Origin of the sequence: Vibrio sp. 10N.222.55.C6, from assembly GCF_041473395.1 — a bacterium.
GTDB lineage: Bacteria > Pseudomonadota > Gammaproteobacteria > Enterobacterales > Vibrionaceae > Vibrio > Vibrio crassostreae_C.
This window is the reverse complement of record NZ_JBFRSD010000038.1, coordinates 1-23,822: the sequence shown is the minus strand read 5'-3', so window position 1 is coordinate 23,822 and position 23,822 is coordinate 1. Positions and strand designations below refer to the sequence as shown.

The following is a 23,822-nucleotide window of genomic DNA, read 5'->3' as shown; positions in this document are numbered from 1 at the left end:
CTCGTATCTCGTATCTCGTAGAAGCATAAGAAAGCCCCAACACGAATGTCGAGGCTAAAGTATCTTTATTTATGTTCTAGCTGAGTATCCGCTGCGTGCTACTCTTCGTTGTTTTCAGCAAACTTAGATGGTGACATGCCAAAGTGGTGCTTAAACCTTTGACTGAAATAGGAAGGGTCATTGAACCCCGAATCAAACGCCACATCAGAGATCTTCTCTCCAGCGAGTAAGCGCTCACACGCATGCTCTAGACGTACTTCATTCAAGTGCTCTTTGAAGGTCTTGTTGTAAGCCGATTTAAAGCGTCTCTGTAAGCTTCTCTCAGACATAAACAAATACTTAGCGGCAGTTGCAGTACTGAACTCGGCATCAGCGTAGTTTTCACTCACAAGCTGCGACACTCTGTTCTTCCACTCTTGTTCCGCTGTCAGTTTTTGTTGCTCTGGTGTTGAGGCGGCAAGCTTAATGGTTTCAATCTGTTCAATTGTGCTGGCTTCAAGATTGTCGAGTACTTGATACTCAATTGGCCACGAAAGCTGAACCTTATTTTGAGACTCCGAAACCAAGGCATTAAGCTCACCACCGCTCTGATTCATCAATAGCGGCAGCTTTTCGATGTTAAGGTCGGTCGACTTTCCGGTATTGTCACCCATGCTTGATGCCAGTTTAGGGAAAGGCATCCCATGATCTCGAATGGTCACAACAAGATGCTCCTTAACCTCTTCAACCAGAACCACCATACTCTGCGACTTAAAGTTTCTCTTGATGATGCTCGCAACCAAGCTATTGAAGATAATATCGAGATTAAAATACAGCAACGAGACATATCGTTGTTTTGTTTCGACTTTAATATCCAATTCAATACCGGCTTTGGTTAAGTCATCCTGCCAAGCTTTGAGTACCGCCTCTAAGATTAAAATTATATCGTAACAAACTTGCCCTTTCCCTTGGGGGGTATTGCTCAATTGCGCTAAGCCATTTTTCAAGGTTAGAATCGGCGACTTCCCGAGCTCGTCATTCCAATTCGGGAGCATCGCAGCAATATGATTCACTTCAGAAGAGAGTTCATTGGCAGTGTGAGACACAAGCGCATTCTTCACGGATAGCTGCTTTTTAAGCTGTTGATTAGTCGCGAGTAATATCCGGCTTTGGTGTCTCAATTGGTCTGTCTTCAGTGCAACTTGCGCTTTTAAGTGCCGGTTGGCAAAAGTGACATAACGCGAACGCCAAAAGACTAAGATAGTCACAACGCCAATCAGTAATATAAGAGAGCTTGCTGCAGCCCAATTGGTCAGATACCAAGGTTCTGCAATCGAAAAGCTTCGATTGGTTGACACAAAGCGATAATGGGAGCCTTTAACCGGCTTCACTTCAAGTGTGTAATCCCCAGGAAGAAGATGATCGAGCGTTAACAAGCCCCCTTCAAACTCACTCCAAGGTTCATCGTCGCTCAGTCGGTATTCCATCGCAGGTGCGAACGTTGCTGGTAAGATACCTAGCTTAAACCCCATCGATGAACCATAAGGAATCTCATCCAGCTCTGCCGTTTTCCCGCCAAGTGATACCGTTTGTTGGTCGACACTTATCTTACTCAACAAGGCACGGCTATGAGGTGTAGTTGATACCAGTAACTCGTTAGATAACGCGCTGACTACACCATACTTTGAGCCGAAAACAAGCCTCGAAGGTTGGCTATCTTGACTGTAAAAAAGAGCACACGCTCCTGCCGCCAGTTCATTGGTGATCAAACCAAATGGCGAACCTATGTGTTTATGCAGTTGCCCATCCAATCCGTAATAACTGATGCCTTTCGAAGAGCCTAACCAAACACCATTGTCATCGCTTATCAGGCAGTTGGGGCTAATATTGTCTTCAACAAGAGTGATTTCTTGAATAATAGAGCTGTCATCCGGGATTCGATACACGCCATAACTGCTCGCAAACCACTGCGCTCCATCCTTCGCTTTTTCAATATCGACGACTTTGCCAAACCGTTCGCTGGAACGACTAAAGCTAATTCGTTTATCAATGAACGAGTAGAAGCCATGATCCGTTCCTATATAGATGCGACCTAGCAAGCCTACATTGAGAGCGGTGATCTTCGCAGGCAAGAACTTGTCGACTAACCAGTCAGTGCCATAACTCGTCAGTTTCATGGTTTCGATAGATAACGAATAGAGGTTTTGCCCAGAGGTCATCCAAAGAACGTTATCGGCTTGAAGCGCAAGGTTTTCAACACGCACTCCCTCAATTGGCCTTGGTAAATCAAGGGCTTCGGGTTGTAGTGTTTCCGTATTTAGACTGATGATACCTTGTTCGGTCGCCAACCAAATGGAAGAGCCAAAGATCTCAAAATCATTAACAGGGTTAGAGTAAACACGAATTGGGTTCTCTTCACTTTCAGAATCAACCAAGTAGAGCCCCATTGAAGACGCGACCCAAGATAACTGGTCACTGACAGGCAGTACTTTATTGATCACCACACTACTCGAATGCATGCCCATTCCAGTTAGGGGTGTTCTCGAGAAGGTTTTGCTGAACAGTGAGAAGTATCGGATACCGTTGTTTGTCGCAACCCACATACCACCAGCATGATCGTTTATCAACGAATATATTTTCTCACCCGGTAACGAGAAGTCTTGACTAGCGGCTTGTTCGAATCGAGTAATTTGTCCCGTAATAAAGTTGTAGCTAATAAGGCCGTGCTCTGTACCAATCCAATACTGGTCCGAAGTTTCGGCCAACGAGAGAACATGCGACCCTTTAACGATGGTCTCTTTGTCTGGGTTCGCGAGATCAACAATCACAGCACCATTTAAAGTACCGATCACTAACTCACGTCGAGCATTCGAAAAATAAACCGTCTCAATATGGTTTTTGTCTGATGCGGTGACATGGGTAAACTCTTGATTCTCTGAAAGGTAAACGCCAGAACTGGTCGCTAGCACCCACTTTGATAGTACCCACTCAGCGTCGTTAATCGCAATGTCACTGCTGTTATTGTATCGGTACAGTTTAAGTAGAGAGTAGGTGTTGAATTCTAAAGATTGAGTGTTGTAGGTATAGAAATTACTGCCGTCAGTAACCCAAATATAATCGCCTGATGCACCGATATTCGCTATTTCAGCGCCGGGACTTAGGCTAAACGCCAATTCGTTGCCAATTCCAGGGTTATGTCGATAGACCTCATTGTCGAAAAATGTCCAAAACTCATCGTTCAGAAAGGCGACTCTTTCCGAAGAAAATTGCAGTAAGCTTCCCTTGCGAGGGAATAGAGTTCGACCATCGTAAAAGAGTACTTTTCCATGCACATCATGAACCCAGAGCCCACCTCCGGCACCTAAATACAAGTTTTTAGCCGCAAGGAAATTCCCTTGCGCTTGAGCGGACAAAGGATAGAAAACGGAGGGCGAGGTATTTACCGCTAGAACGCTAAATGAAATGCTCATTAACATGAACATTTTGAAGATAATTCGATACAACTCTTAATCCTGAACAGCAACAACACATGAAATTTTGGGTACCACAACGTCTTATCGTTGCTAAACCAAAAACTGAGTTTTTTTGTGCTTATTATTATCTTTCCATTTTAGCGGAAATTAGAAAAGGAGAAAGGAGGTTTGTTATTTGTTAGGAGGTTTTATCTTAGCGGTCACGAAAATGCCGCAAAAAGCGGCATGATTCATAAATTAACGAGAGCAAAGTAGAGTAAAGAATACTCGTTTATGACTTACTTCTCGTCTAAGCAACTTGTATAGCTATCTGTAAGTTGCTGAAGAAAATCGAAATAGCTTCCACTCTTCACTTCAACTGTTGAACCGATAGGGTCAAGCTGACCTTGTTTTGCGTTACTTCCGCGCGTCACTGATTCAATCACAGCAGGAGTGAATTGAGGCTCAGAAAACACACATTGAACGTTTTCACGTACTATCGTTTTCTTAATAGCGATCAGGCTTTTTGCACCCGGCTTACGCTCTGGGCTCACCGTAAAGTGACCTAAGTTATTTAGCTCAAACTCTTGCTCAAAGTAACCATACGCGTCATGAAAAACGTAGTAACCTTTGTCTTTCACGGGTGCAAGTTGCTCTCGAATAGACTGTTGCTTCTCTTTCAATGCAATCAGGAATGAATCGAGATTCTCTTGGTACGCCATTGCGTTGTCTGGATCAGATTCAATCAACTTAGCTGAGATGTATTTTGCAGCTACTTCAACTTGCTCGATACCTAACCAAAAATGCGGGTCATGGCTACCGTGGTGGTGCCCTTCATGTGCATCGTGGTCATGCTCTTCGTGTCCGAACTCTCGCAAGTTGATTCCGGGAATATCACTGATCTTGATAACATTTTCTTTTGAACCAATCACCTTAGTCAGAAAGGCTTCTAGGTCAGGGCCGAACCAGATGACCATATCGGCACTATGAACTTTTTTGACATCCGATGGCTTAAGCGCATAATCATGCGGCGAAGCATTGCTGTTCATCAACACATCCGGCTCACTAACGCCTTGCGTTAATTCTGTCACAATCATTTGAATTGGTTTAAAGCTTGTTAGAATAGTATTGGCACTTGCGACACTTGGCGCTAAAAGCAAAGTAGCAAGTATAAAAGATGAACGTGACATAATCCCTCGATAATAGAAAAGTAGCTTAGGCTTGAGGTAAATGTTACATTATAACATTAGCGAATTGCAAATGAGTTCTATTCATGGATAACTTAATCCAACTAGATTCTGTGAGCGTCGAATTTGACGGTCGAAAAGTTCTAGACAACATCTCTCTAAATTTAGAGCGCGGCAGAATCACCACCCTGATTGGGCCAAACGGTGCAGGAAAGTCGACATTAGTAAAAGTGGTACTGGGTTTACAGACCAAATTTTCAGGCACAATAACAAAAGCTAAAAAACTGAAAATTGGCTATGTACCACAAAAATTAAAGCTCAATGATTCCCTACCGCTCAACGTAGAGCGTTTTCTAAAACTCACTGGCAATTTCAGTCAGCAAGAGATCCTTGAAGCATTGAAGCTTGTTGGTGCTGAACATCTGCAGAAGAGTAACATGCACCAGCTATCTGGCGGAGAAAACCAACGTGTGCTCATTGCTCGTTCATTGCTAAGAAGACCAGATCTACTGGTTCTCGATGAACCGGCTCAAGGCGTCGACGTTCAAGGGCAAATAGACCTGTATGACTTGATTGACACCATTCGCCACCGCTTTGGTTGTGCCGTATTTATGGTTTCACACGATCTGCATTTAGTGATGGCAAAAACAGACGATGTTGTCTGTTTACACCACCACATCTGTTGCTCAGGCGCACCTGCAGACATCAAACACCATCCTTCGTATATTGCGCTCTTTGGCACCGCGACCCAAGAGACGCTAGCGTTTTATCATCACCAACACGAACATCACCATCATGATCTCGCAGGCCAGCCTGTCGAAGGCGACGTGCATGAATGTTCAAACCATAAACACGGACACCACTAATGCTTGAGTTTCTTCTTCCCTCTATTTTGGCGGGTTTGGGTATTGCACTAATTGCAGGCCCACTAGGTTCATTCGTGGTGTGGCGTAAGATGGCTTACTTTGGTGACACGCTTGCTCACGCTTCTTTGATGGGCTTAGCACTTGGCTTTCTGTTCAACATTAACTTGTATTTCGCGCTGCTGATTTGTTGTTTGATGCTGGCCGTGTTGCTAGTGACTTTACAAAAACAAAAGCTGGTCGCGACCGATACCCTACTCGGTATTTTGGCGCACAGTGCGCTATCACTTGGTTTGGTTGCTGTCAGTTTCTTAGATAACGTTCGTGTTGACCTAATGAGCTACCTATTTGGTGACTTGCTGGCAGTATCTCCAACGGATTTAGTGTTCATCTATGCGGGTGCTGCTGTGATTGGATTAGTACTTGCTATCTTTTGGCGACCACTACTATCAACGACGGTTAACGAAGATCTCGCGGCGGTTGATGGCATCAACATTGATTTAATGCGTCTGATTCTGATGCTATTGGTCGGTATCGTGATTGCTGTCGGTATGAAGTTTGTTGGTGCGTTAATCATGACATCGCTACTGATTATTCCTGCAGCAACGGCAAGGAAGTTCTCGAGCACACCTGAGCAGATGGCCTTCCTTGCATCAATTATTGGCTCTATCGCTGTATTCGGTGGATTAAGCTTGTCTTGGTTCTATGATACGCCTGCTGGCCCGTCTGTGGTTATCAGTGCGGCAGCAATGTTTATGCTATCTCAAATGGTTAGAAGTCGAGCTTAGCACTTAGCAGTACGATCTCGTATCTCGAAAACATAAAAAAGGCTTGGTCAGTGACCAAGCCTTTTTTATATCGTTTCAATTAACTTCTATCTCAATCGATAAAAGCCAGCTGATTACCAACCCGTGATTTCACGTAGGCCTTTACCGATGTCAGCAAGAGACTTAACAGTCTTAACGCCTGCTGCTTCTAGTGCTGCGAATTTATCTTCAGCAGTACCTTTACCGCCAGAGATGATTGCGCCTGCGTGGCCCATACGCTTGCCCGGAGGAGCAGTAACACCAGCGATGTAAGATACAACTGGCTTAGTTACGTTTGCTTTGATGAACTCAGCCGCTTCTTCTTCCGCAGTACCACCGATTTCACCAATCATTACGATTGCTTCAGTTTCTGGGTCTTCTTGGAAAAGTTTTAGGATATCAATGAAGTTTGAACCTGGGATAGGGTCACCACCGATACCAACACATGTAGACTGACCAAAGCCTTCATCTGTTGTTTGCTTAACTGCTTCGTACGTCAGAGTACCGCTGCGAGATACTATGCCTACTTTACCCTTCTTGTGGATGTGACCAGGCATGATACCAATCTTACACTCGTCTGGAGTGATAAGACCTGGACAGTTAGGACCGATCATGCGAACGCCAGTTTCTTCTAGCTTCACTTTAACGTCGATCATATCTGTTGTAGGGATACCTTCAGTGATCGTTACGATCAGTTCGATACCTGCATCAATCGCTTCTAGGATTGCATCTTTACAGAAAGGAGCTGGTACGTAGATAACTGTTGCTGTTGCGCCAGTTACTTCTACCGCTTCACGTACTGTGTTGAATACTGGAAGGCCTAGGTGAGTTTGACCACCTTTACCAGGTGAAACACCACCAACCATTTGCGTACCGTATGCGATAGCTTGGTCTGAGTGGAATGTACCTTGACCGCCGGTGAAACCCTGACAGATTACTTTAGTGTCTTTGTTAATTAATACAGACATTATTTAGCCTCCGCAGCAGCAACAACTTTCTGAGCAGCATCTGTTAGAGATTCAGCTGCAATGATATCAACATCAGAATTAGCAAGTACTTCGCGACCTAGGTCTGCGTTTGTACCTTCTAGACGAACAACTACAGGAACTGTTACGCCGACTTCTTTAACTGCACCGATAATACCTTCAGCGATCATGTCACAACGAACGATGCCACCGAAAATGTTTACGAGTACTGCTTTAACATTGTCATCAGAAAGGATGATCTTGAATGCTTCAGCTACACGCTCTTTAGTCGCGCCGCCGCCTACATCAAGGAAGTTTGCTGGCTTGCCGCCGTGTAGGTTTACGATATCCATCGTACCCATCGCAAGGCCTGCACCGTTAACCATACAGCCAACGTTGCCATCTAGTGCTACGTAGTTCAGTTCCCACTGTGCTGCGTGTGCTTCGCGCTCATCTTCTTGAGATGGATCGTGCATTTCACGTAGTTTAGGCTGACGGTACATCGCGTTTGAGTCGATGTTGATCTTACCGTCTAGACAAAGCAGGTTGCCTTCGCCAGTAATGACAAGCGGGTTGATTTCTAGTAGAGCTAGGTCGTACTGAGAGAACATTTTGCCAAGACCCATGAAGATCTTAACGAACTGTTTGATTTGATCGCCAACTAGACCAAGTTTGAACGCAAGTTCACGGCCTTGGTAAGCTTGAGGGCCTACTAGAGGATCGATCGCTGATTGGTGAATCAACTCTGGAGTTTCTTCAGCGATTTTCTCAATGTCCACACCGCCTTCAGTTGACGCCATGAATACAATTTTACGCGTTGCGCGGTCAACAACAGCACCTAGGTAAAGTTCGTTAGCAATGTTTGATGCTTCTTCAACTAGGATCTTTGTTACAGGCTGACCATTAGCGTCTGTTTGGTAAGTCACTAGGTTTTTACCTAGCCACTTTTGTGCAAACTCTTTAACGCCTTCTTTGGTGTCATGTAGCTCTACGCCGCCCGCTTTACCGCGGCCACCAGCATGTACTTGACACTTAACGACTTTCTTGGCTGTACTGATACGACCTGCAGCTTCGAAAGCTTCTTGTGCAGTATCACATGCGAAACCTTCTGGTACAGGCAAACCGAATTCTGCAAACAGCTGTTTGGCTTGGTATTCATGCAAATTCATTTTGATATTCCGTTTATTTTCCCTTAAGGGATTATTATTTCCATAACGACACAGTTTCCTGTGTTACGTCTGTAGGGTCTTCTCAAAACAACTGCTGTCCATTTTCTAATGGCTTTACAGTTCAATTGAAGGCCAGACGTTGAGCAGCCTAGCCTTTGAAACTTTTTACGTCTAGCTAACGGGGTTAACTAGACGTTTTAGCGATACTAAACGTCTAATAGCAGACGTGCAGGATCTTCTAGAAGCTCTTTGATGGTCACTAGGAAGCCAACTGATTCACGGCCATCGATTAGACGGTGGTCGTAAGAAAGCGCTAGGTACATCATTGGTAGAATCTCTACCTTGCCATCAACAGCCATTGGACGGTCTTGGATTTTGTGCATACCCAAAATTGCCGCTTGAGGTGGGTTGATGATTGGCGTAGACATTAGAGAACCAAATACACCACCGTTTGTGATAGTGAAGTTACCACCCATCAGTTCATCAACCGTTAGCTTGCCGTCACGGCCTTTGATTGCTAGTTCTTTGATGCCTTTTTCGATATCAGCGAAACCTAGTGTGTCACAGTCTTTAAGTACTGGAGTCACTAGACCACGTGGCGTAGATACCGCCATGCTGATGTCGAAGTAGTTGTGGTAAACGATATCTGTACCATCAATAGAAGCGTTCACTTCTGGGAAACGTTTTAGCGCTTCTGTTACTGCTTTCACGTAGAAAGACATGAAGCCAAGACGCGTGTCGTGACGCTTCTCGAATTGGTCTTTGTACTGCTTACGAAGGTCCATGATTGGCTTCATGTTCACTTCGTTGAAAGTAGTCAGCATTGCTGTGCTGTTTTTCGCTTCTAGAAGACGGTTTGCAACTGTCTTACGTAGGCGAGTCATAGGCACGCGTTTTTGGCTGCGAGCCGCTGCTGGCGCTTCAACTGCTGGTGCAGATGCTGCTGCCGGAGCCGCTTTCGCTGCTGCTAGGTGTGCGTCGATGTCTTCACGAGTAATACGACCACCAACACCAGTGCCTTTAACGTCAGCTGGTTGTAGGTTGTGCTCAGCAAGCAGGCGACGAACAGCTGGGCTTAGCGCGTCGTTGTTCTCTTCTGTTAGCGCAGCTTTATGGCGCTTATCAGGAGATGCTTCTGTATCTTCAGTGGTGTCTTTCGTTGGTTCACCAGCGACAGCACCCGGCTTGATTTTAGCCAGAAGCTGCTTAGAAAGTACCGTAGCACCCTCTTCTTCGATGATAGCTTCCAGAACACCCGCTTCAGGAGCCGGTACTTCTAGAACTACTTTATCTGTTTCGATATCTACAATGACTTCATCACGTGCAACCGCTTCGCCCGGTTTTTTGTGCCAAGTAGCAACTGTTGCATCAGCCACAGATTCAGGTAAATCTGGAACCAGAATTTCAATTGTCATGTGCGTATTTTCCTTTTACTTCTAGTTCTTAAGTAGGGTCAAAGCGTCGTCAACTAACGCTTTTTGTTGTTTCAAGTGTACTGACATATAGCCAACAGCTGGTGATGCTGATGCAGGACGACCTGCGTATTGAATATCAGCACCTACTGGGATAGCAGCTCGGAAATTATGTTGGCTACTGTACCAAGCACCTTGGTTTTGTGGCTCTTCTTGACACCAAACGTAATCGACTACATTTGTGTATTGTGCGATGGCAGCTCTCACATCCTCATAAGGGAACGGGTAAAGTTGCTCAATACGTACAATAGCGACATCGTCTTGCTCGTTCTTACGTCTTTGGTCAAGCAGGTCAAAGTAAACCTTACCTGAACAGAACACGACGCGTTTTACGTTCTCAGGCGCCAGGTCATCAATTTCTGCGATAGCTGGTTGGAACGTGCCTTCTGCCAAATCTTCAAGAGAAGAAGTACACAGAGGGTGACGAAGCAATGACTTAGGTGACATTACAATCAGTGGACGACGCATTGGTCGAACAACCTGACGGCGAATCATGTGGTAAACCTGAGCTGGTGTTGAAGGAACAACAACCTGCATGTTTTGTTCAGCACATAACTGAAGGTAACGCTCAAGACGTGCAGAAGAGTGCTCCGGGCCTTGGCCTTCATAACCGTGAGGAAGCAGCATAGTTAGACCACATAGACGTGCCCACTTTTGCTCACCTGATGAAATGAATTGGTCGATAACAACTTGTGCACCGTTTGCGAAGTCACCAAATTGAGCTTCCCAAAGGGTTAGACCGCTTGGCTCTGCTGTCGCGTAACCATACTCAAATGCGAGTACCGCTTCTTCAGATAACACAGAGTCAAACACTTGGAATGGCCCTTGTTTATCATGAATGTTCGCAAGAGGAACATACGTGCTTGCATCTGATTGATTGTGCAGTACTGAGTGACGGTGGAAGAACGTACCACGACCTGAATCTTGGCCTGAGATACGAATACGCTTACCGTCGTCAACAAGTGTTGCGTATGCCAGAGTTTCAGCCATACCCCAATCGACTTGTTTCTCACCATTCACCATGGCAGTACGATCGTTGTACAGTTTATTTACTCGGCTTTGCAGCTTGTGGCTGTCCGGGTATTGACAAAGTTTGGTACCAAGCTCTTTCAGGCGCTCGATATCAATCTTGTTATCCCACTCGATGTTCCAGTCGTGACCTAGGTAAGGAGACCAGTCTACTGAGTGAAGTGCCATTGGACGCCACTCTTTAACCACAACTTCACCGTGATCAAGTGCATCACGATATTCGTTAACTAGCTGAGTTGCTGTATCAATACCAAACTCACCGCGCTCCATTAGCACGTCAGCGTAAAGCTTACGTGGTGTTGGGTGCTTCTTGATTTTTTGGTACATCAAAGGCTGTGTTGCATTCGGCTCATCGGCTTCATTGTGACCGTGGCGACGGTAACAAACCAAATCAATAACAACATCACGCTTAAACGTATTACGGTAATCCAATGCAAGACGCGCAACAAACGCAACCGCTTCTGGATCATCAGAGTTAACGTGGAAAATCGGAGCCTGAACCATCTTCGCGATATCGGTACAGTACATCGTAGAGCGTGTATCGCGAGGGTTAGACGTTGTAAAACCAACTTGGTTGTTTACAACGATACGAACCGTACCACCTACACAGAAACCACGAGCTTGAGACATGTTAAACGTCTCTTGTACTACACCCTGACCAGCGATAGCTGAGTCACCGTGGATAGTAATTGGAAGTACACGGCTACCATCATTATCACCAAGGCGATCTTGACGTGCACGTACTGAACCGATAACTACCGGGTTTACGATTTCTAAGTGAGATGGGTTAAATGCTAGTGCTAAGTGAACGTTGCCGCCTGGCGTTGCGAAGTCCGCAGAGAAGCCTTGGTGGTATTTCACATCACCAGTACCCCACGTGTCATCGTGCTTGCCCGCAAACTCGTCAAACAGGTCTTGTGGCTTTTTACCAAGCACGTTGACCAACATGTTTAGACGACCACGGTGAGCCATACCAACAACAACTTCACGCATGCCTTGTCCGCCAGCATGACGAATAATTTCTTTCGTCATTGGGATAAGAGCATCACCACCTTCCAACGAGAAGCGTTTTGCGCCTGGGAATTTCGCACCAAGATAGCGCTCAAGACCTTCAGCAGCAGTTAGCTCTTCTAGGAAAGCTTGCTTTTCTTCTTTGTTGAAAGAGGGTTGACCAGATACAGACTCTAAACGTTGTTGGATCCAACGCTTTTGCTCTGTATTTGTCATGTGCATGTATTCAGCACCAATAGAGCCACAATACGTTTGCTTTAGAGATTTGTAGAGATCTTTAAGCACCATCGTCTCTTGGCCAATGGCGTAAGAGCCGACGTTGAACGTCTCATTGAGGTCATCTTCGGTAAGAGTGTGGAAAGAAGGGTCCAGTTCATCAACTGTCGCTCTTTTCCATAAACCTAGGGGGTCTAGATTTGCTGCTTGATGCCCTCGGAATCGATAGGCATTAATAAGTTGCAGAACCTTTACTTGTTTCGCATCGACATCTGGATCACTAACTTGGACACTGTAATGCTTTGTTTCTTGAGCGAGTCGACGGAAGTATTCACGAACACGAGAGTGTGGTTGTTCCACTGTCTCTGAAGCTTGCACAGGCAGTTCTTCAAAAACACTTCTCCATTCGTCACTTACCGAATCTGGGTCACTTAGATACAGTTCATAGAGTTCTTCTACGTACGTTGCATTGGCGCCAGCCAAGTGTGAAGACTCGAGCCATGCCTTCATCACGCCGTTGTGCATATTTTCCCTTAACCAGTAGTTTTCACGTTTGCTGCGGTCTATGCCGAGCTATTAAAAGGCCGCCCCAAAACTTCTAGGGCGGCAATTTTTATATAACTTAAACCGAACGATTCACTAGCATGGTCTTGATGTGACCAATCGCTTTCGTCGGATTTAATCCCTTAGGACAAACACTTACACAATTCATGATGCCATGGCAACGAAAAACGCTAAATGCATCATCAAGATCGGACAAACGTTCGTCTGTCGCTGTATCTCGGCTATCAATTAGCCAACGGTACGCTGCAAGCAGGCCTGCTGGTCCGATGAATTTGTCAGGGTTCCACCAGAATGATGGGCATGACGTTGTACAACATGCACACATGATACATTCGTACAATCCATCTAAATGAGCACGCTCATCAGGGCTTTGTAAGTTTTCACGAGCCGGTGGCACATTGCCATCAGACACTAAGAATGGCTTCACTTTTTCGTAGTTATCGTAGAACTGAGTCATGTCTACAATCAGGTCACGAACAACGGGTAAGCCAGGCAGTGGGCGAATCACAATCTTGTCTTGGCCCGAAAGCGCAGACAATGGCGTGATACACGCTAGGCCATTTTTACCGTTCATGTTCAAACCATCCGAGCCACATACACCTTCACGGCATGAGCGACGGAATGAGATTGTTGGATCTTGCTCTTTCAACAGAATAAGCGCATCCAAAAGCATCATGTCTGAACCTTCATCCACTTCTAGAGTGTATTCCTTCATATAAGGTTTCTGGTCGACATCTGGATTGTAACGATATAAAGAGAAATTCAGTTTCATGGTCATATCTCCTTAGTACGTACGTGCTTTTGGTGGGAACGCTTCACGATGGATAGGTTCCATGTTTACACCACGCTTAGTCATGCTCTCTGACTCTGGGTTGTAAAGTGAGTGGCATAGCCATTGCTCATCATCACGGTCAGGGAAATCGAATCGAGCGTGTGCGCCACGGCTCTCTGTACGGAAATTTGCAGCAACAGCCGTTGCGAATGCCGTTTCCATCAAGTTTTCAAGCTCTAGACACTCGATACGTTGAGTGTTGAACTCTGTAGACTTATCAGATAGGTGTGCATTTTTCAGACGCTCGCGAATCGCTTTTAGCTCTTCTAGGCCTTCAGCCATTGCTTTGCCTTCACGGAATACTGAGAAGTTGTTCTGCATACATTGCTGAAGATCTTTACGGATTTGCGCTGGATCTTCGCCGTCTGTGCTGTTTTCCCAACGGTTGTAACGCTCTAGTGAACGCTCAATGTCAGCTTCAGTTGCAGGTTTCGCTTCGTCTTGCTTCTTCAGTGTCTCACCTAGGTGTAGACCTGTCGCACGACCAAATACCACCAAATCAAGCAGTGAGTTACCACCTAGACGGTTGGCACCATGTACTGATACTGATGCGATTTCACCACAAGCAAATAGACCTTGGATTTCAACATCGCTGCCGTCTTCGGTTTGCTTAATAGCTTGACCAGAAACTTGTGTTGGAACACCACCCATCATGTAGTGACATGTCGGGATTACTGGGATTGGCTCTTTCACTGGATCAACGTGAGCAAAGGTACGAGAAAGTTCACATACACCAGGAAGACGAGATTCAAGTGTCTCTTTACCTAGATGATCAAGCTTAAGCTTGATGTGTGGACCCCAAGGGCCATCGCAACCGCGACCTTCACGAATTTCAACCATCATTGAACGAGCAACAACATCACGACCCGCTAAGTCTTTAGCGTTTGGTGCGTAACGTTCCATGAAGCGTTCGCCGTCTTTATTGAGAAGGTAACCACCTTCACCACGACAACCTTCCGTTACCAATACACCTGCACCAGCGATACCCGTCGGGTGGAACTGCCACATTTCGATGTCTTGCATAGGAACGCCAGCACGAATCGCCATACCAACACCGTCACCAGTGTTAATGTGTGCATTGGTTGTTGATGCGTAGATACGACCAGCACCACCAGTCGCAAGGATTGTTGCCTTCGCTTTGAAGTAGCAAACCTCGCCCGTTTCCATACAAAGCGCGGTAGTACCTAAAATTGCACCATCTTCGTTTTTAACAAGATCCAGTGCATACCACTCAGAGAAAACCGTCGTTTTGTGTTTAATGTTTTGTTGGTAAAGCGTATGAAGCAGTGCGTGACCAGTACGGTCGGCTGCAGCTGCGGTACGAGCCGCTTGCTCACCACCAAAGTTTTTAGATTGACCACCGAAAGGACGCTGGTAAATAGTACCGTTCTCAAAACGAGAGAAAGGCAGGCCCATTTTTTCGAGTTCGATTACCGACTCAGGACCGTTTTTACACATGTATTCGATAGCGTCTTGGTCACCGATGTAATCAGAACCTTTTACTGTGTCATACATATGTTGTTCCCAATGGTCTTCATGCGCGTTACCAAGAGCAACAGTGATGCCGCCTTGCGCTGAAACCGTATGAGAACGAGTAGGGAAAACTTTAGAAAGCAATGCACAAGAAAGGCCTTGCTCAGAAATTTGCAGTGCGGCACGCATACCTGCACCACCAGCGCCGATCACTACGGCATCAAACTCACGAACAGGAATAGTCACTTACGCACCCCACAAAATAAACAGACCAGAGAAGAAATATCCAAGAAGAACTGCAACAACACCGACTTGAAGACCAACACGCAGTTTTGCGCATTTGATGTAGTCAGTTAGTACTTGCCATAGGCCGATCCACGCGTGAACCAAAACAGAAGTAAGCGCTAACATGGTGAAGACTTTAGTGAAGGTTCCACCAAAGAATTGCGTCCAAGATGCGTAAGAGATATCACCAGAGAAAGCACAGAAGCTAACTAGGTAGATAGTGTAAAGCGTCATAATGATGGCAGTTGCACGAATCAATAGATAATCGTGGACACCATTACGACCAAAAGTAGAAACGTTGTTTACCATACTAAGATCCCCGCTAGTAGAGACAATACCGCTGTTGCTGCGAATGCAACCTTAGCGCTCTTAGCGCCAGATTCCAGCTCTTCAAAGTGACCAAGGTCCATAAGAAGGTGACGAATACCACCAGCAATGTGGTAAGCCAAAGCGGTTAAAATGCCCCACAGAATAAACTTCACGAAGAAACCATCGACAATGTCGCTAGCTTCGGCAAAGCCTACTGGGGATGAGAGGGAAATGGATAGTAACCAAAGCAGAATTCCAATCGCGACAAAAGTTATCACCCCAGACACACGGTGTAGGATGGAAGCTATTGCTGTGATTGGAAAGTGGATGGTCTGTAAATCTAAATTAACAGGTCTTGTCTTTCTTTCTTTCACGGGCTTGCTCACTCAGCTCCATTGAGCATTATGGTCATTAAATAACCTTATGATATTGTTATGGACAAAATTTGATTGTAAACCTTCAAAATTTAACATTAACTTAACAAATAACTGAAGTTGAGCCTTAGATAATTGTAAAATAATTGTTAACTGCTCGATTAAGAAAGACACCTCACATTTCTTCTTAGCCTTGCATTTATAAGGTTTTAACCAAACTTTTCAGCGTCACTATACGACTGGCAACATTCTAATACAATTGATGTAACAAATAATGCTACACAGACCAGATTTTTAACGAATTTAATGTAAAAAACACTAACAAGTGCACACAAAGCTTCAGAAAAATTGACTTTCCCACGTAAGACCAGTAAAAAAATGGCACATAAACATCCTGGACGGATTAAATAATAAACAAAGGAGATTGTTATGGCGGATAAGAAAGCTACCCTTCACATTGAAGGTCAAGCGCCAATCGAGCTGCCGATTACAGAAGGTGTACTTGGTACTCCAGTGATCGATGTTCGTACACTAGGTTCTAATGGTTTTTTCACTTTTGACCCTGGTTTTCTTGCCACTGCATCCTGTGAGTCTCAAATCACTTTTATTGACGGTGGAAAAGGCATTCTTTTACATCGTGGTTATCCAATCGACCAACTTGCCAATAACGCTGATTACTTAGAAGTATGTTACATACTTCTTTACGGTGAAGCCCCATCTCGAGCTGAGTACGAAAAGTTCAAGACTACCGTGACACGTCACACTATGGTGCACGAGCAAATCGCTAGTTTCTTCCACGGCTTCCGTCGTGACGCTCACCCTATGGCTGTAATGTGTGGTGTTGTAGGCGCTCTAGCGGCGTTCTACCACGACTCACTTGATGTCAACAACGATACACACCGTGAAATTGCGGCATACCGCCTGATTTCAAAAATGCCAACACTGGCTGCAATGTGTTACAAATATTCAATCGGTCAGCCGTTTATCTACCCACGTAACGACCTAGGCTACGCAGAAAACTTCTTACACATGATGTTTGCAAACCCATGTGAAGAGTATGAAGTGAACCCTATCGTTGCTCGTGCAATGGATAAGATTTTCACTCTACATGCTGACCACGAACAGAACGCTTCTACGTCTACAGTGCGTCTTGCTGGTTCATCTGGTGCTAACCCGTTTGCGTGTATCGCAGCAGGTATCGCATCACTTTGGGGCCCAGCTCACGGCGGTGCAAACGAAGCTTGTCTGCGCATGCTTGAAGAGATCGGTAGCGTAGATAACATTGAAGAATACGTTGCGAAAGCAAAAGACAAAGATGACCCATTCCGTTTGATGGGCTTCGGTCACCGTGTTTACAAGAACTACGACCCACGTGCAACAGTAATGCGCGAAGCGTGTCACGAAGTGCTTAAAGAGCTAAACATCCAAGATCCACTACTAGACGTAGCGATGGAACTTGAGCGTATCGCTCTTTCTGATGAGTACTTTGTTTCTAAGAAGCTATACCCGAACGTAGATTTCTACTCAGGTATCATTCTGAAAGCAATCGGTATTCCAGTATCTATGTTTACAGTAATCTTCGCGATGTCTCGTACCATCGGTTGGATTGCTCACTGGAACGAAATGCACAGCGATCCGACGAACCGTATCGGTCGTCCTCGTCAGCTATATACTGGTGAAGAACAACGTGACTTTAAAGCACTTCACGAACGTGAATAGTTGCTATAAATCATAATGTTAAAAGGGGTTGATGTGAGAACATCAACCCCTTTTCTTTTGTACGCTCTCAACCCCGTCATCCTCAAGAATGCGAAGTGAACGAATAAAATAATATCGTCATCCCCAAGAACGAGGGACGAATGAGTTGGGGATCTCCTTAAGCGAGCAGATAAACTATACAGGTTACCTGCTCAATTCTAGAGAACGACGCATACACTCGACTCGTACCCCTTATCTCGCATCTGCTCTTAAACTGGGTTATCGATATCAATAAACTCAACATCCAAGCCATGTTCTTCCGCTAACCATTCACCTAACGCTTTTACACCGTATCGCTCAGTCGCGTGGTGGCCAGCAGCAAAATAATGAATGTCTTGCTCGCGTGCTGAGTAAGTAGTGCGCTCAGAAATTTCACCAGAAATAAAAGCATCAATGCCTTGAGAAGCCGCTAGCTCAATGTAGTCTTGACCACCACCAGTACACCAACCGACGGTCGTTATCATTTTGTCTTGGTTTTCTGGAGCGATATGCAGTGGTTTACGATTTAGAGCTTGATCGATTTTTTCTGCGAATTCAGTACCTGTCATTGGTGTTTTTAATCTACCAAACATAGCAACCGATTGTGGGTGCCCTTCCAAACCACCTTCTACTTCAATATCAAGCAGTTCAGCGAGTTTGGCGTTGTTACCAAGTTCAGGGTGGATATCGAGAGGTAAGTGATAACCCAAAAGGTTAATGTCATTCTTTATCAGAGTGCGAATGCGTTTGCCCTTCATGCCACGAATTGCCTCTGACTCACCTTTCCAAAAGAAACCGTGATGAACCAACAAAGCGTCTGCGTTCAGTTCTACCGCTTTATCAATCAAGGCTTGAGAAGCTGTTACACCAGTAACGATTCGCTTCACTTCTGTCGCGCCTTCAACTTGAAGACCATTAGGACAGTAATCTTTAATCTGCTGTGGCTGCAGTTTTTCGTTAAGTAGCTTTTCTAATTGTAAGTTAATCATTTTTCTTTCCAGCTTACCTTTATAATAACGTCGTTATATCAATTTACGGGTAGAATGTCGAAAGCCCCACGATGAGTTTATGAGGAAGAGATGACAGCACTGCAACGTTTTTACCAATGGGTCATCGACTCACCGCCATTACTAGAAATCAAGCCACCGGTTTCGGATCTCAGTGCATTCTCTAGCAACCATGCCATCGACTCATCACATACTTATGAGGGTAATCCTAGATTAGGTTTCCTCTACCAATATCTATGCGAGCAAGTGATCGCAGCCTCACCGAATTACTCAATAAAGCACGACGAGATTCAGATCAATGTGGAAGGCAGAACTCTCGGTGCAATCGACTTTATTCTTAAAGAAGAGAGCAGCCAAAAGCTGGAACATTGGGAAGTGGCGATTAAGTTTTATCTGCTCCACGAACAAACATGGTTTGGACCCAACTCTCACGACCAATTGGATAAGAAACTCGACAGGATGCTCAGCCACCAACTCGAAATGTCCTCTTCTGCCGCCTTTGTTGAGCAATATCCAGAAATCGATGTCGACTCAAAACACTTACTGATGCAAGGTCGTCTATATACCAACCCTTTCTTAGAGCAAAACATACCGACAAAATGCTTGGGCTATGACATTAACCCAAGCCAAGTAAACGGCTTTTGGTGCTATCAAGATCAGGCTCATTTAATCAGTGAACCACTGTATCCACTCACCAAAGAGCAATGGGCAGCAGGGACGGATGATTTCAGCAGTCAGCCGATCACCGAGTTCGGTGATCGCTTCGTCCATGGGCAAACAAAGTCGGGGCAATTCTGGTTTGTGATGCCACAAAGTTGGCCACACGGTTAGTCGTCTGAGCTAACTCAGTTACCTTTTCCCGCTTATACGTAACTAACACAAACAAAAAGGGTTGATGCTTTCACATCAACCCTTCTTCTATTTACTTAGCAACTCTAGTAATCGAGATTCGATTATAGGCCAGCGGCTGCAAATACCTGGTTAACAATCTCTTGAGCTTCTGCTTCGATTGCTTTCAGGTGCTCTTCACCCTTAAAGCTTTCACAGTAGATCTTGTAGATGTCTTCAGTGCCTGATGGACGCGCAGCAAACCAGCCGTTCTCAGTTGTCACTTTCAAGCCACCAATCGCAGCACCGTTACCTGGAGCGTGTGTTAAGCGTGCAGTAATTGCATCACCAGCCAACGTCTCAGCAGAAACCATCTCTGGAGATAGTTTCTTCAGCACGTCTTTCTGTGCACCATTTGCTACCGCTTGAATACGGTTGTACTTAGATTCACCGTGTTTAGCGGCAAGTTCTTCGTAGTATTCTTGTGGGTTCTTACCTGTCACTGCTGTGATCTCAGCCGCAAGCAAGCAAAGAATCAGGCCGTCTTTATCTGTTGACCAAGGCGTACCGTCTTTACGTAGGAAAGAAGCACCTGCGCTCTCTTCGCCACCAAAACCAAACTGGCCGTTGTATAAGCCATCAACGAACCATTTGAAACCAACTGGCACTTCACAAAGTTCGCGACCTAAGTCAGAAACTACGCGATCGATTAATGCACTTGATACTAGTGTCTTACCAACAGCAACGTCTTTACCCCAACCTTCACGGTTACGGTATAGGTAATCAATACAAACCGCTAAGAAGTGGTTTGGATTCATCAAACCTTTAGGTGTCACGATACCGTGGCGATCGTAATCTGGGTCGTTACCAAATGCTAGAGCGTACTCGTCTTTAAGCGCCAGTAAGCCTGCCATTGCGTATGGAGAAGAACAATCCATACGAACTACGCCATCTTTATCTAGAGACATGAATTGGAATGAAGGGTCAACCGCTTCACTTACCAGAGTAAGATCTAGATTGTACGCTTTACCAATTTGACGCCAGTAATCAATACCGCTGCCACCCAGTGGATCAACACCAATCTTGATGTTTGCTTTCTGGATCGCTTCCATATCCACGACGTTAACCAAATCAGCGACGTATGGCGCGACTAGGTCAACTTCTTTTACTAGCTCAGACTGTTTAGCCTGTGCGATAGGCGTACGCTTAACACCTTGCATTTGCTCAGCAATGATCACGTTCGCACGGTCTTCAATCGCTTGAGTCAGTTCAGCTTCAGCTGGGCCACCGTGTGTCGGGTTGTATTTAATACCGCCGTCTTGAGGTGGGTTATGTGAAGGCGTGATAACAATGCCGTCGGCTTTTTTGTCATTCACTAGGTTGTGCGTAAGAATCGCGTGCGAGATACCAGGTGTTGGAGTAAAGCCGTTGTTTTCTTGAATAATAACTTCAACACCGTTCGCTACAAGCACTTCGATAACCGTAGAGAACGCAGGCTCAGATAGAGCGTGAGTATCTTTACCTAAGAAAAGAGGGCCAGTTGTACCTTGCTCGGCACGAACTTCAGCAACCGCTTGTGCAATTGCTAGAATGTGGTTTTCGTTAAATGTTGATTTGTCTGCTGTACCGCGGTGACCTGAAGTACCGAAAAGTACTTTATGATCTGGGTTCGTAGCATCCGGTTGCTGTAAGAAATAGTTAGCAACTAAAGCCGGGATATTATGAAGATCTTCCTGCTGAGCTTTCTGCCCAGCACGAGGGTGCATAGCCATTTTTCGACATCCTTATATATAAAATTTTAAAACAAAAAAACCTCATAATATCTTCTTATCCATGGATATTATGAGGTTTAAATCAGATTTCGTTAAATTGAACCTGTTACTTTTTCTATCAATTCTGCTTGGAAATTCATGCGGCTCATAAGCTGCTCAACCATCTGTCTTTTTCGGCTTGTATTGTTATTAGTAATAACCCAAAAAGGACTTTGTGGAATAGCTTTAGGCTTAGTCGTGTTGCCGTTTGCTAGCAACGTCGCTTCGTTATCTGCAAAGTAAACGCGCTTACGGCCTTTTACTTGAGTTGCTTCTGAAAAGCTTAAAGGGTCGATTTTATGCAGTGTTGATAACACAAGCATGAAACGATCAATGGCTTTCTTTAGTGATGCAAACTCATCTGATATTAGTAGTGAGCGCATTTCTTTAACGCCATCGAACTTCTCTGGAGTAAAGCCTACCTCTTTGCTAACAACGATACCTTTTGGCTCAACGATCTCTTCGATCGGAGCCATGCCTTGGCTATCAACCTGTAACAAGCGGCGCAGAATATCTGAAGCGCTTTCGCCAATACGTTCTGTCTGACCCGCAATAAAACGGTATAGGTCCTCATCAACCTCAATTGTTTTCATTCGCTTTTCACAATCTCAATGTTTAAACTCTGGGGGATTATAGCGAGATCCGCGCGGATACTCTACGTCAAACCCACCATGAATAAGATAAAAATGTCAGTACAGCTCAACTATAAAATTGAAGGTGAGGGTCACACCATTGTTTTGATCCATGGGTTATTCGGTAATCTGGACAACCTTGGCTTGCTCGCTAGGGATCTAAAAGCCGATCATCAGGTACTTAGTATCGATCTCCGCAACCACGGTCAATCCTTCCATAGTGACACTCATAACTATCAAGCGATGGCACAAGACGTGGCTCAACTGCTGCATGATCTTAAGTCAGAAGACGTCACTGTGATTGGTCACTCGATGGGTGGCAAAGTAGCGATGGCACTGACACAACATCTTGCGCTGCATAAATTGATTGTCTTGGATATGGCTCCGGTCGCGTACACTCAGAGTCGCCACGACAACGTATTCGCAGGCCTGCAAGCCGTGATAGAAGAAGAGCCGACTTCACGCTCAGATGCACTCAAGGTTCTCGCAAAACATATCGAGATCGATGGCGTTCGCCAGTTTTTAACCAAATCTTTGTTCAAAACAGAGCAAGGCATCATGGAATGGCGCTTCAATGTTGCTTCGTTATTGAGCAACTACCCACATATTATTGGTTGGGAACCGATCGAGAAAACCTCGGTCAAAACCTTGCTCATTAAAGGTGGGGATTCAGATTACCTCACCGCAGAACATCAAGCAGCCGTTCAGCAGCAATTTTCTAACGCAAAAGCGCATGTCATTGCCAACACAGGTCACTGGCTGCATGCTGAAAAACCAGCAGAAGTACTTAGAGCAATTAGAAAATTCATCGCTTAACTGCGCTTTTTCGTGCAGATAAATGAGAGCTGTGTAATTACTGCAGATTAACTTTATCTCACAACAGTGATATAGTGCGCCCAAGCAAAATTGGTATATAAGGTTCCCATGCTTTACGACTACATGAACATCATCGAATCTGTTGGTTTAGATCTCCTGTTTGCCGCGATTTTCTTTTTAATCGGTATGGCAATTAAGGACGTTCTCAAGCAGGGAAATGTTCCTCCATTTGGTCGTCGCATCGTATGGTTAGTACTTTTCCTTGGCTGTGCGGGTTTTATCGCCAAAGGGATAATCCAACTAAGCTGGGAAGGAACTGGGATCTAACGATTCTCTTCCGAACTTTATTACACCGACAACAGACAAAATGAAAGGTAATGATTCTATGGCAAGTGTAGGTCTCTTCTTTGGTAGCGATACAGGTAACACTGAAGCTGTTGCTAAGATGATTCAAAAGCAATTGAGCAAACAGCTCGTTCACGTTCAAGACATTGCAAAAAGCAGCAAAGAAGATATCGATAACTTCGATCTACTGCTGCTTGGTATCCCTACGTGGTACTACGGCGAAGCACAATGTGATTGGGATGACTTTTTCCCAGAGCTAGAAGCTATTGATTTCTCAACTAAGCTTGTTGCTATCTTTGGTTGTGGCGACCAAGAAGATTACGCAGAATACTTCTGTGATGCTATGGGTACTATCCGTGACATCGTTGAAGCGAAAGGCGGTACTATCCTAGGTCACACATCAACTGAAGGCTACGAATTCGAAGCATCGAAAGGTTTAGTTGAAGGCGATGACAGCCAATTCGTTGGTCTATGTATCGATGAAGACCGTCAACCTGAGCTAACTGATGAGCGCGTATCTAACTGGGTTAAACAAATCCACGAAGAGATGTGCCTAGCAGAGCTAGAAGACTAATTCTCTAGTGGTTGTTAATTGTTACAGTTAATAACCATTATGTAGATATGAAAAAACCTCCTTATAGGTAATGCCGATCAGTTAAA

General features: G+C 45.0%; 20 protein-coding genes. 7 read left to right on the top strand and 13 right to left on the bottom strand.

Translation table 11 applies throughout. From position 1 onward, the window contains the following. Window positions 1–98: 98 nt before the first annotated feature. Both AB4486_RS20380 and znuA read right to left on the bottom strand, forming a co-directional pair. Window positions 99–3,461, bottom strand: a complete 3,363-nt coding sequence (locus AB4486_RS20380) for a helix-turn-helix domain-containing protein (protein WP_372100969.1) — start codon at window positions 3,459–3,461, stop codon at window positions 99–101. A 269-nt stretch (window positions 3,462–3,730) separates the two neighbouring features. Beyond that, window positions 3,731–4,621 carry a zinc ABC transporter substrate-binding protein ZnuA gene (gene znuA / locus AB4486_RS20375; protein WP_017067380.1) on the bottom strand — a complete coding sequence of 297 codons (891 nt, stop codon included), beginning with the start codon at window positions 4,619–4,621 and terminating at the stop codon, window positions 3,731–3,733. An 83-nt stretch (window positions 4,622–4,704) separates the two neighbouring features. On the opposite strand from znuA, the gene znuC reads away from it, so the two are divergent. Continuing rightward, window positions 4,705–5,484, top strand: a complete 780-nt coding sequence (gene znuC, locus AB4486_RS20370) for a zinc ABC transporter ATP-binding protein ZnuC (RefSeq protein WP_372118403.1) — start codon at window positions 4,705–4,707, stop codon at window positions 5,482–5,484. After that, on the top strand, window positions 5,484–6,269 hold the full coding sequence (znuB, locus tag AB4486_RS20365) for a zinc ABC transporter permease subunit ZnuB (protein ID WP_017061944.1): 786 nt from the start codon (window positions 5,484–5,486) through the stop codon (window positions 6,267–6,269). The genes znuC and znuB overlap by 1 nt, the downstream gene beginning before the upstream one ends. A 113-nt stretch (window positions 6,270–6,382) precedes the next feature. On the opposite strand, the gene sucD is transcribed toward znuB, so the two are convergent. From sucD to sdhC, 8 genes are all read right to left on the bottom strand, one after another. Further along, window positions 6,383–7,255: a succinate--CoA ligase subunit alpha gene (gene sucD / locus AB4486_RS20360; protein WP_004734209.1), complete on the bottom strand. Its 873-nt coding sequence runs from the start codon at window positions 7,253–7,255 to the stop codon at window positions 6,383–6,385. Then, window positions 7,255–8,421, bottom strand: a complete 1,167-nt coding sequence (sucC, locus tag AB4486_RS20355; RefSeq protein ID WP_019820479.1) for an ADP-forming succinate--CoA ligase subunit beta — start codon at window positions 8,419–8,421, stop codon at window positions 7,255–7,257. The genes sucD and sucC overlap by 1 nt, the downstream gene beginning before the upstream one ends. A 206-nt stretch (window positions 8,422–8,627) precedes the next feature. After that, a complete protein-coding gene (gene odhB, locus AB4486_RS20350) occupies window positions 8,628–9,836 on the bottom strand; it encodes a 2-oxoglutarate dehydrogenase complex dihydrolipoyllysine-residue succinyltransferase (RefSeq protein ID WP_017056410.1) in 1,209 nt (402 codons plus the stop codon). A 21-nt stretch (window positions 9,837–9,857) separates the two neighbouring features. Then, entirely contained in the window at window positions 9,858–12,674 is a 2,817-nt protein-coding gene (gene sucA / locus AB4486_RS20345; RefSeq protein WP_017061946.1) for a 2-oxoglutarate dehydrogenase E1 component, read from the bottom strand. A 97-nt stretch (window positions 12,675–12,771) separates the two neighbouring features. Then, window positions 12,772–13,485 (bottom strand): succinate dehydrogenase iron-sulfur subunit, encoded by a 714-nt coding sequence (locus tag AB4486_RS20340; RefSeq protein ID WP_010436773.1) that lies wholly within the window; start codon window positions 13,483–13,485, stop codon window positions 12,772–12,774. 12 nt (window positions 13,486–13,497) lie between these two features. Next, a complete protein-coding gene (sdhA, locus tag AB4486_RS20335; RefSeq protein ID WP_048606450.1) occupies window positions 13,498–15,264 on the bottom strand; it encodes a succinate dehydrogenase flavoprotein subunit in 1,767 nt (588 codons plus the stop codon). Beyond that, on the bottom strand, window positions 15,265–15,612 hold the full coding sequence (sdhD, locus tag AB4486_RS20330; protein ID WP_010436768.1) for a succinate dehydrogenase, hydrophobic membrane anchor protein: 348 nt from the start codon (window positions 15,610–15,612) through the stop codon (window positions 15,265–15,267). It abuts the gene before it with no gap. Further along, window positions 15,606–15,998 carry a succinate dehydrogenase cytochrome b556 subunit gene (gene sdhC, locus AB4486_RS20325; protein WP_017061948.1) on the bottom strand — a complete coding sequence of 131 codons (393 nt, stop codon included), beginning with the start codon at window positions 15,996–15,998 and terminating at the stop codon, window positions 15,606–15,608. The genes sdhD and sdhC overlap by 7 nt, the downstream gene beginning before the upstream one ends. A 417-nt stretch (window positions 15,999–16,415) precedes the next feature. Between sdhC and AB4486_RS20320 the strand changes: the two genes are divergently transcribed. Further along, window positions 16,416–17,705, top strand: a complete 1,290-nt coding sequence (locus AB4486_RS20320; protein WP_017061949.1) for a citrate synthase — start codon at window positions 16,416–16,418, stop codon at window positions 17,703–17,705. Between the two features lie 248 nt (window positions 17,706–17,953). Here AB4486_RS20320 and AB4486_RS20315 read toward each other — a convergent pair whose 3' ends face one another. Continuing rightward, window positions 17,954–18,712 carry a Nif3-like dinuclear metal center hexameric protein gene (locus tag AB4486_RS20315; RefSeq protein ID WP_102428736.1) on the bottom strand — a complete coding sequence of 253 codons (759 nt, stop codon included), beginning with the start codon at window positions 18,710–18,712 and terminating at the stop codon, window positions 17,954–17,956. A 90-nt stretch (window positions 18,713–18,802) separates the two neighbouring features. Between AB4486_RS20315 and AB4486_RS20310 the strand changes: the two genes are divergently transcribed. Beyond that, entirely contained in the window at window positions 18,803–19,561 is a 759-nt protein-coding gene (locus AB4486_RS20310) for a DUF1853 family protein (RefSeq protein WP_017061951.1), read from the top strand. 122 nt (window positions 19,562–19,683) lie between these two features. Here AB4486_RS20310 and pgm read toward each other — a convergent pair whose 3' ends face one another. Continuing rightward, window positions 19,684–21,330 (bottom strand): phosphoglucomutase (alpha-D-glucose-1,6-bisphosphate-dependent), encoded by a 1,647-nt coding sequence (gene pgm, locus AB4486_RS20305; RefSeq protein ID WP_017061952.1) that lies wholly within the window; start codon window positions 21,328–21,330, stop codon window positions 19,684–19,686. Between the two features lie 92 nt (window positions 21,331–21,422). Further along, window positions 21,423–21,962: a replication initiation negative regulator SeqA gene (gene seqA, locus AB4486_RS20300; RefSeq protein WP_017061953.1), complete on the bottom strand. Its 540-nt coding sequence runs from the start codon at window positions 21,960–21,962 to the stop codon at window positions 21,423–21,425. Between the two features lie 93 nt (window positions 21,963–22,055). Here seqA and AB4486_RS20295 point away from each other — a divergent pair, with 93 nt between their 5' ends. The 3 genes from AB4486_RS20295 to fldA all read left to right on the top strand — a co-directional run bounded on the left by AB4486_RS20295 (window position 22,056) and on the right by fldA (window position 23,736). Further along, on the top strand, window positions 22,056–22,817 hold the full coding sequence (locus tag AB4486_RS20295) for an alpha/beta fold hydrolase (RefSeq protein WP_017061954.1): 762 nt from the start codon (window positions 22,056–22,058) through the stop codon (window positions 22,815–22,817). 108 nt (window positions 22,818–22,925) lie between these two features. Beyond that, entirely contained in the window at window positions 22,926–23,144 is a 219-nt protein-coding gene (locus AB4486_RS20290) for a DUF2788 domain-containing protein (RefSeq protein ID WP_004737900.1), read from the top strand. Between the two features lie 58 nt (window positions 23,145–23,202). Next, a complete protein-coding gene (fldA, locus tag AB4486_RS20285; protein ID WP_010436745.1) occupies window positions 23,203–23,736 on the top strand; it encodes a flavodoxin FldA in 534 nt (177 codons plus the stop codon). Window positions 23,737–23,822: the final 86 nt, after the last annotated feature.

Excerpts from the sequence above, each read along its gene's own strand:
- AB4486_RS20310 (WP_017061951.1), top strand. The coding sequence starts at position 18,803 with ATGACAGCACTGCAACGTTTTTACCAATGGGTCATCGACTCACCGCCA.
- fldA (WP_010436745.1), top strand. The coding sequence starts at position 23,203 with ATGGCAAGTGTAGGTCTCTTCTTTGGTAGCGATACAGGTAACACTGAA.
- znuA (WP_017067380.1), bottom strand. The coding sequence starts at position 4,621 with ATGTCACGTTCATCTTTTATACTTGCTACTTTGCTTTTAGCGCCAAGT.
- AB4486_RS20380 (WP_372100969.1), bottom strand. The coding sequence starts at position 3,461 with ATGTTCATGTTAATGAGCATTTCATTTAGCGTTCTAGCGGTAAATACC.
- sucC (WP_019820479.1), bottom strand. The coding sequence starts at position 8,421 with ATGAATTTGCATGAATACCAAGCCAAACAGCTGTTTGCAGAATTCGGT.
- znuC (WP_372118403.1), top strand. The coding sequence starts at position 4,705 with ATGGATAACTTAATCCAACTAGATTCTGTGAGCGTCGAATTTGACGGT.
- AB4486_RS20315 (WP_102428736.1), bottom strand. The coding sequence starts at position 18,712 with ATGATTAACTTACAATTAGAAAAGCTACTTAACGAAAAACTGCAGCCA.
- sucA (WP_017061946.1), bottom strand. The coding sequence starts at position 12,674 with ATGCACAACGGCGTGATGAAGGCATGGCTCGAGTCTTCACACTTGGCT.
- AB4486_RS20290 (WP_004737900.1), top strand. The coding sequence starts at position 22,926 with ATGCTTTACGACTACATGAACATCATCGAATCTGTTGGTTTAGATCTC.
- AB4486_RS20340 (WP_010436773.1), bottom strand. The coding sequence starts at position 13,485 with ATGAAACTGAATTTCTCTTTATATCGTTACAATCCAGATGTCGACCAG.
- odhB (WP_017056410.1), bottom strand. The coding sequence starts at position 9,836 with ATGACAATTGAAATTCTGGTTCCAGATTTACCTGAATCTGTGGCTGAT.
- sucD (WP_004734209.1), bottom strand. The coding sequence starts at position 7,255 with ATGTCTGTATTAATTAACAAAGACACTAAAGTAATCTGTCAGGGTTTC.
- znuB (WP_017061944.1), top strand. The coding sequence starts at position 5,484 with ATGCTTGAGTTTCTTCTTCCCTCTATTTTGGCGGGTTTGGGTATTGCA.
- sdhD (WP_010436768.1), bottom strand. The coding sequence starts at position 15,612 with ATGGTAAACAACGTTTCTACTTTTGGTCGTAATGGTGTCCACGATTAT.
- seqA (WP_017061953.1), bottom strand. The coding sequence starts at position 21,962 with ATGAAAACAATTGAGGTTGATGAGGACCTATACCGTTTTATTGCGGGT.
- AB4486_RS20320 (WP_017061949.1), top strand. The coding sequence starts at position 16,416 with ATGGCGGATAAGAAAGCTACCCTTCACATTGAAGGTCAAGCGCCAATC.
- AB4486_RS20295 (WP_017061954.1), top strand. The coding sequence starts at position 22,056 with ATGTCAGTACAGCTCAACTATAAAATTGAAGGTGAGGGTCACACCATT.
- pgm (WP_017061952.1), bottom strand. The coding sequence starts at position 21,330 with ATGGCTATGCACCCTCGTGCTGGGCAGAAAGCTCAGCAGGAAGATCTT.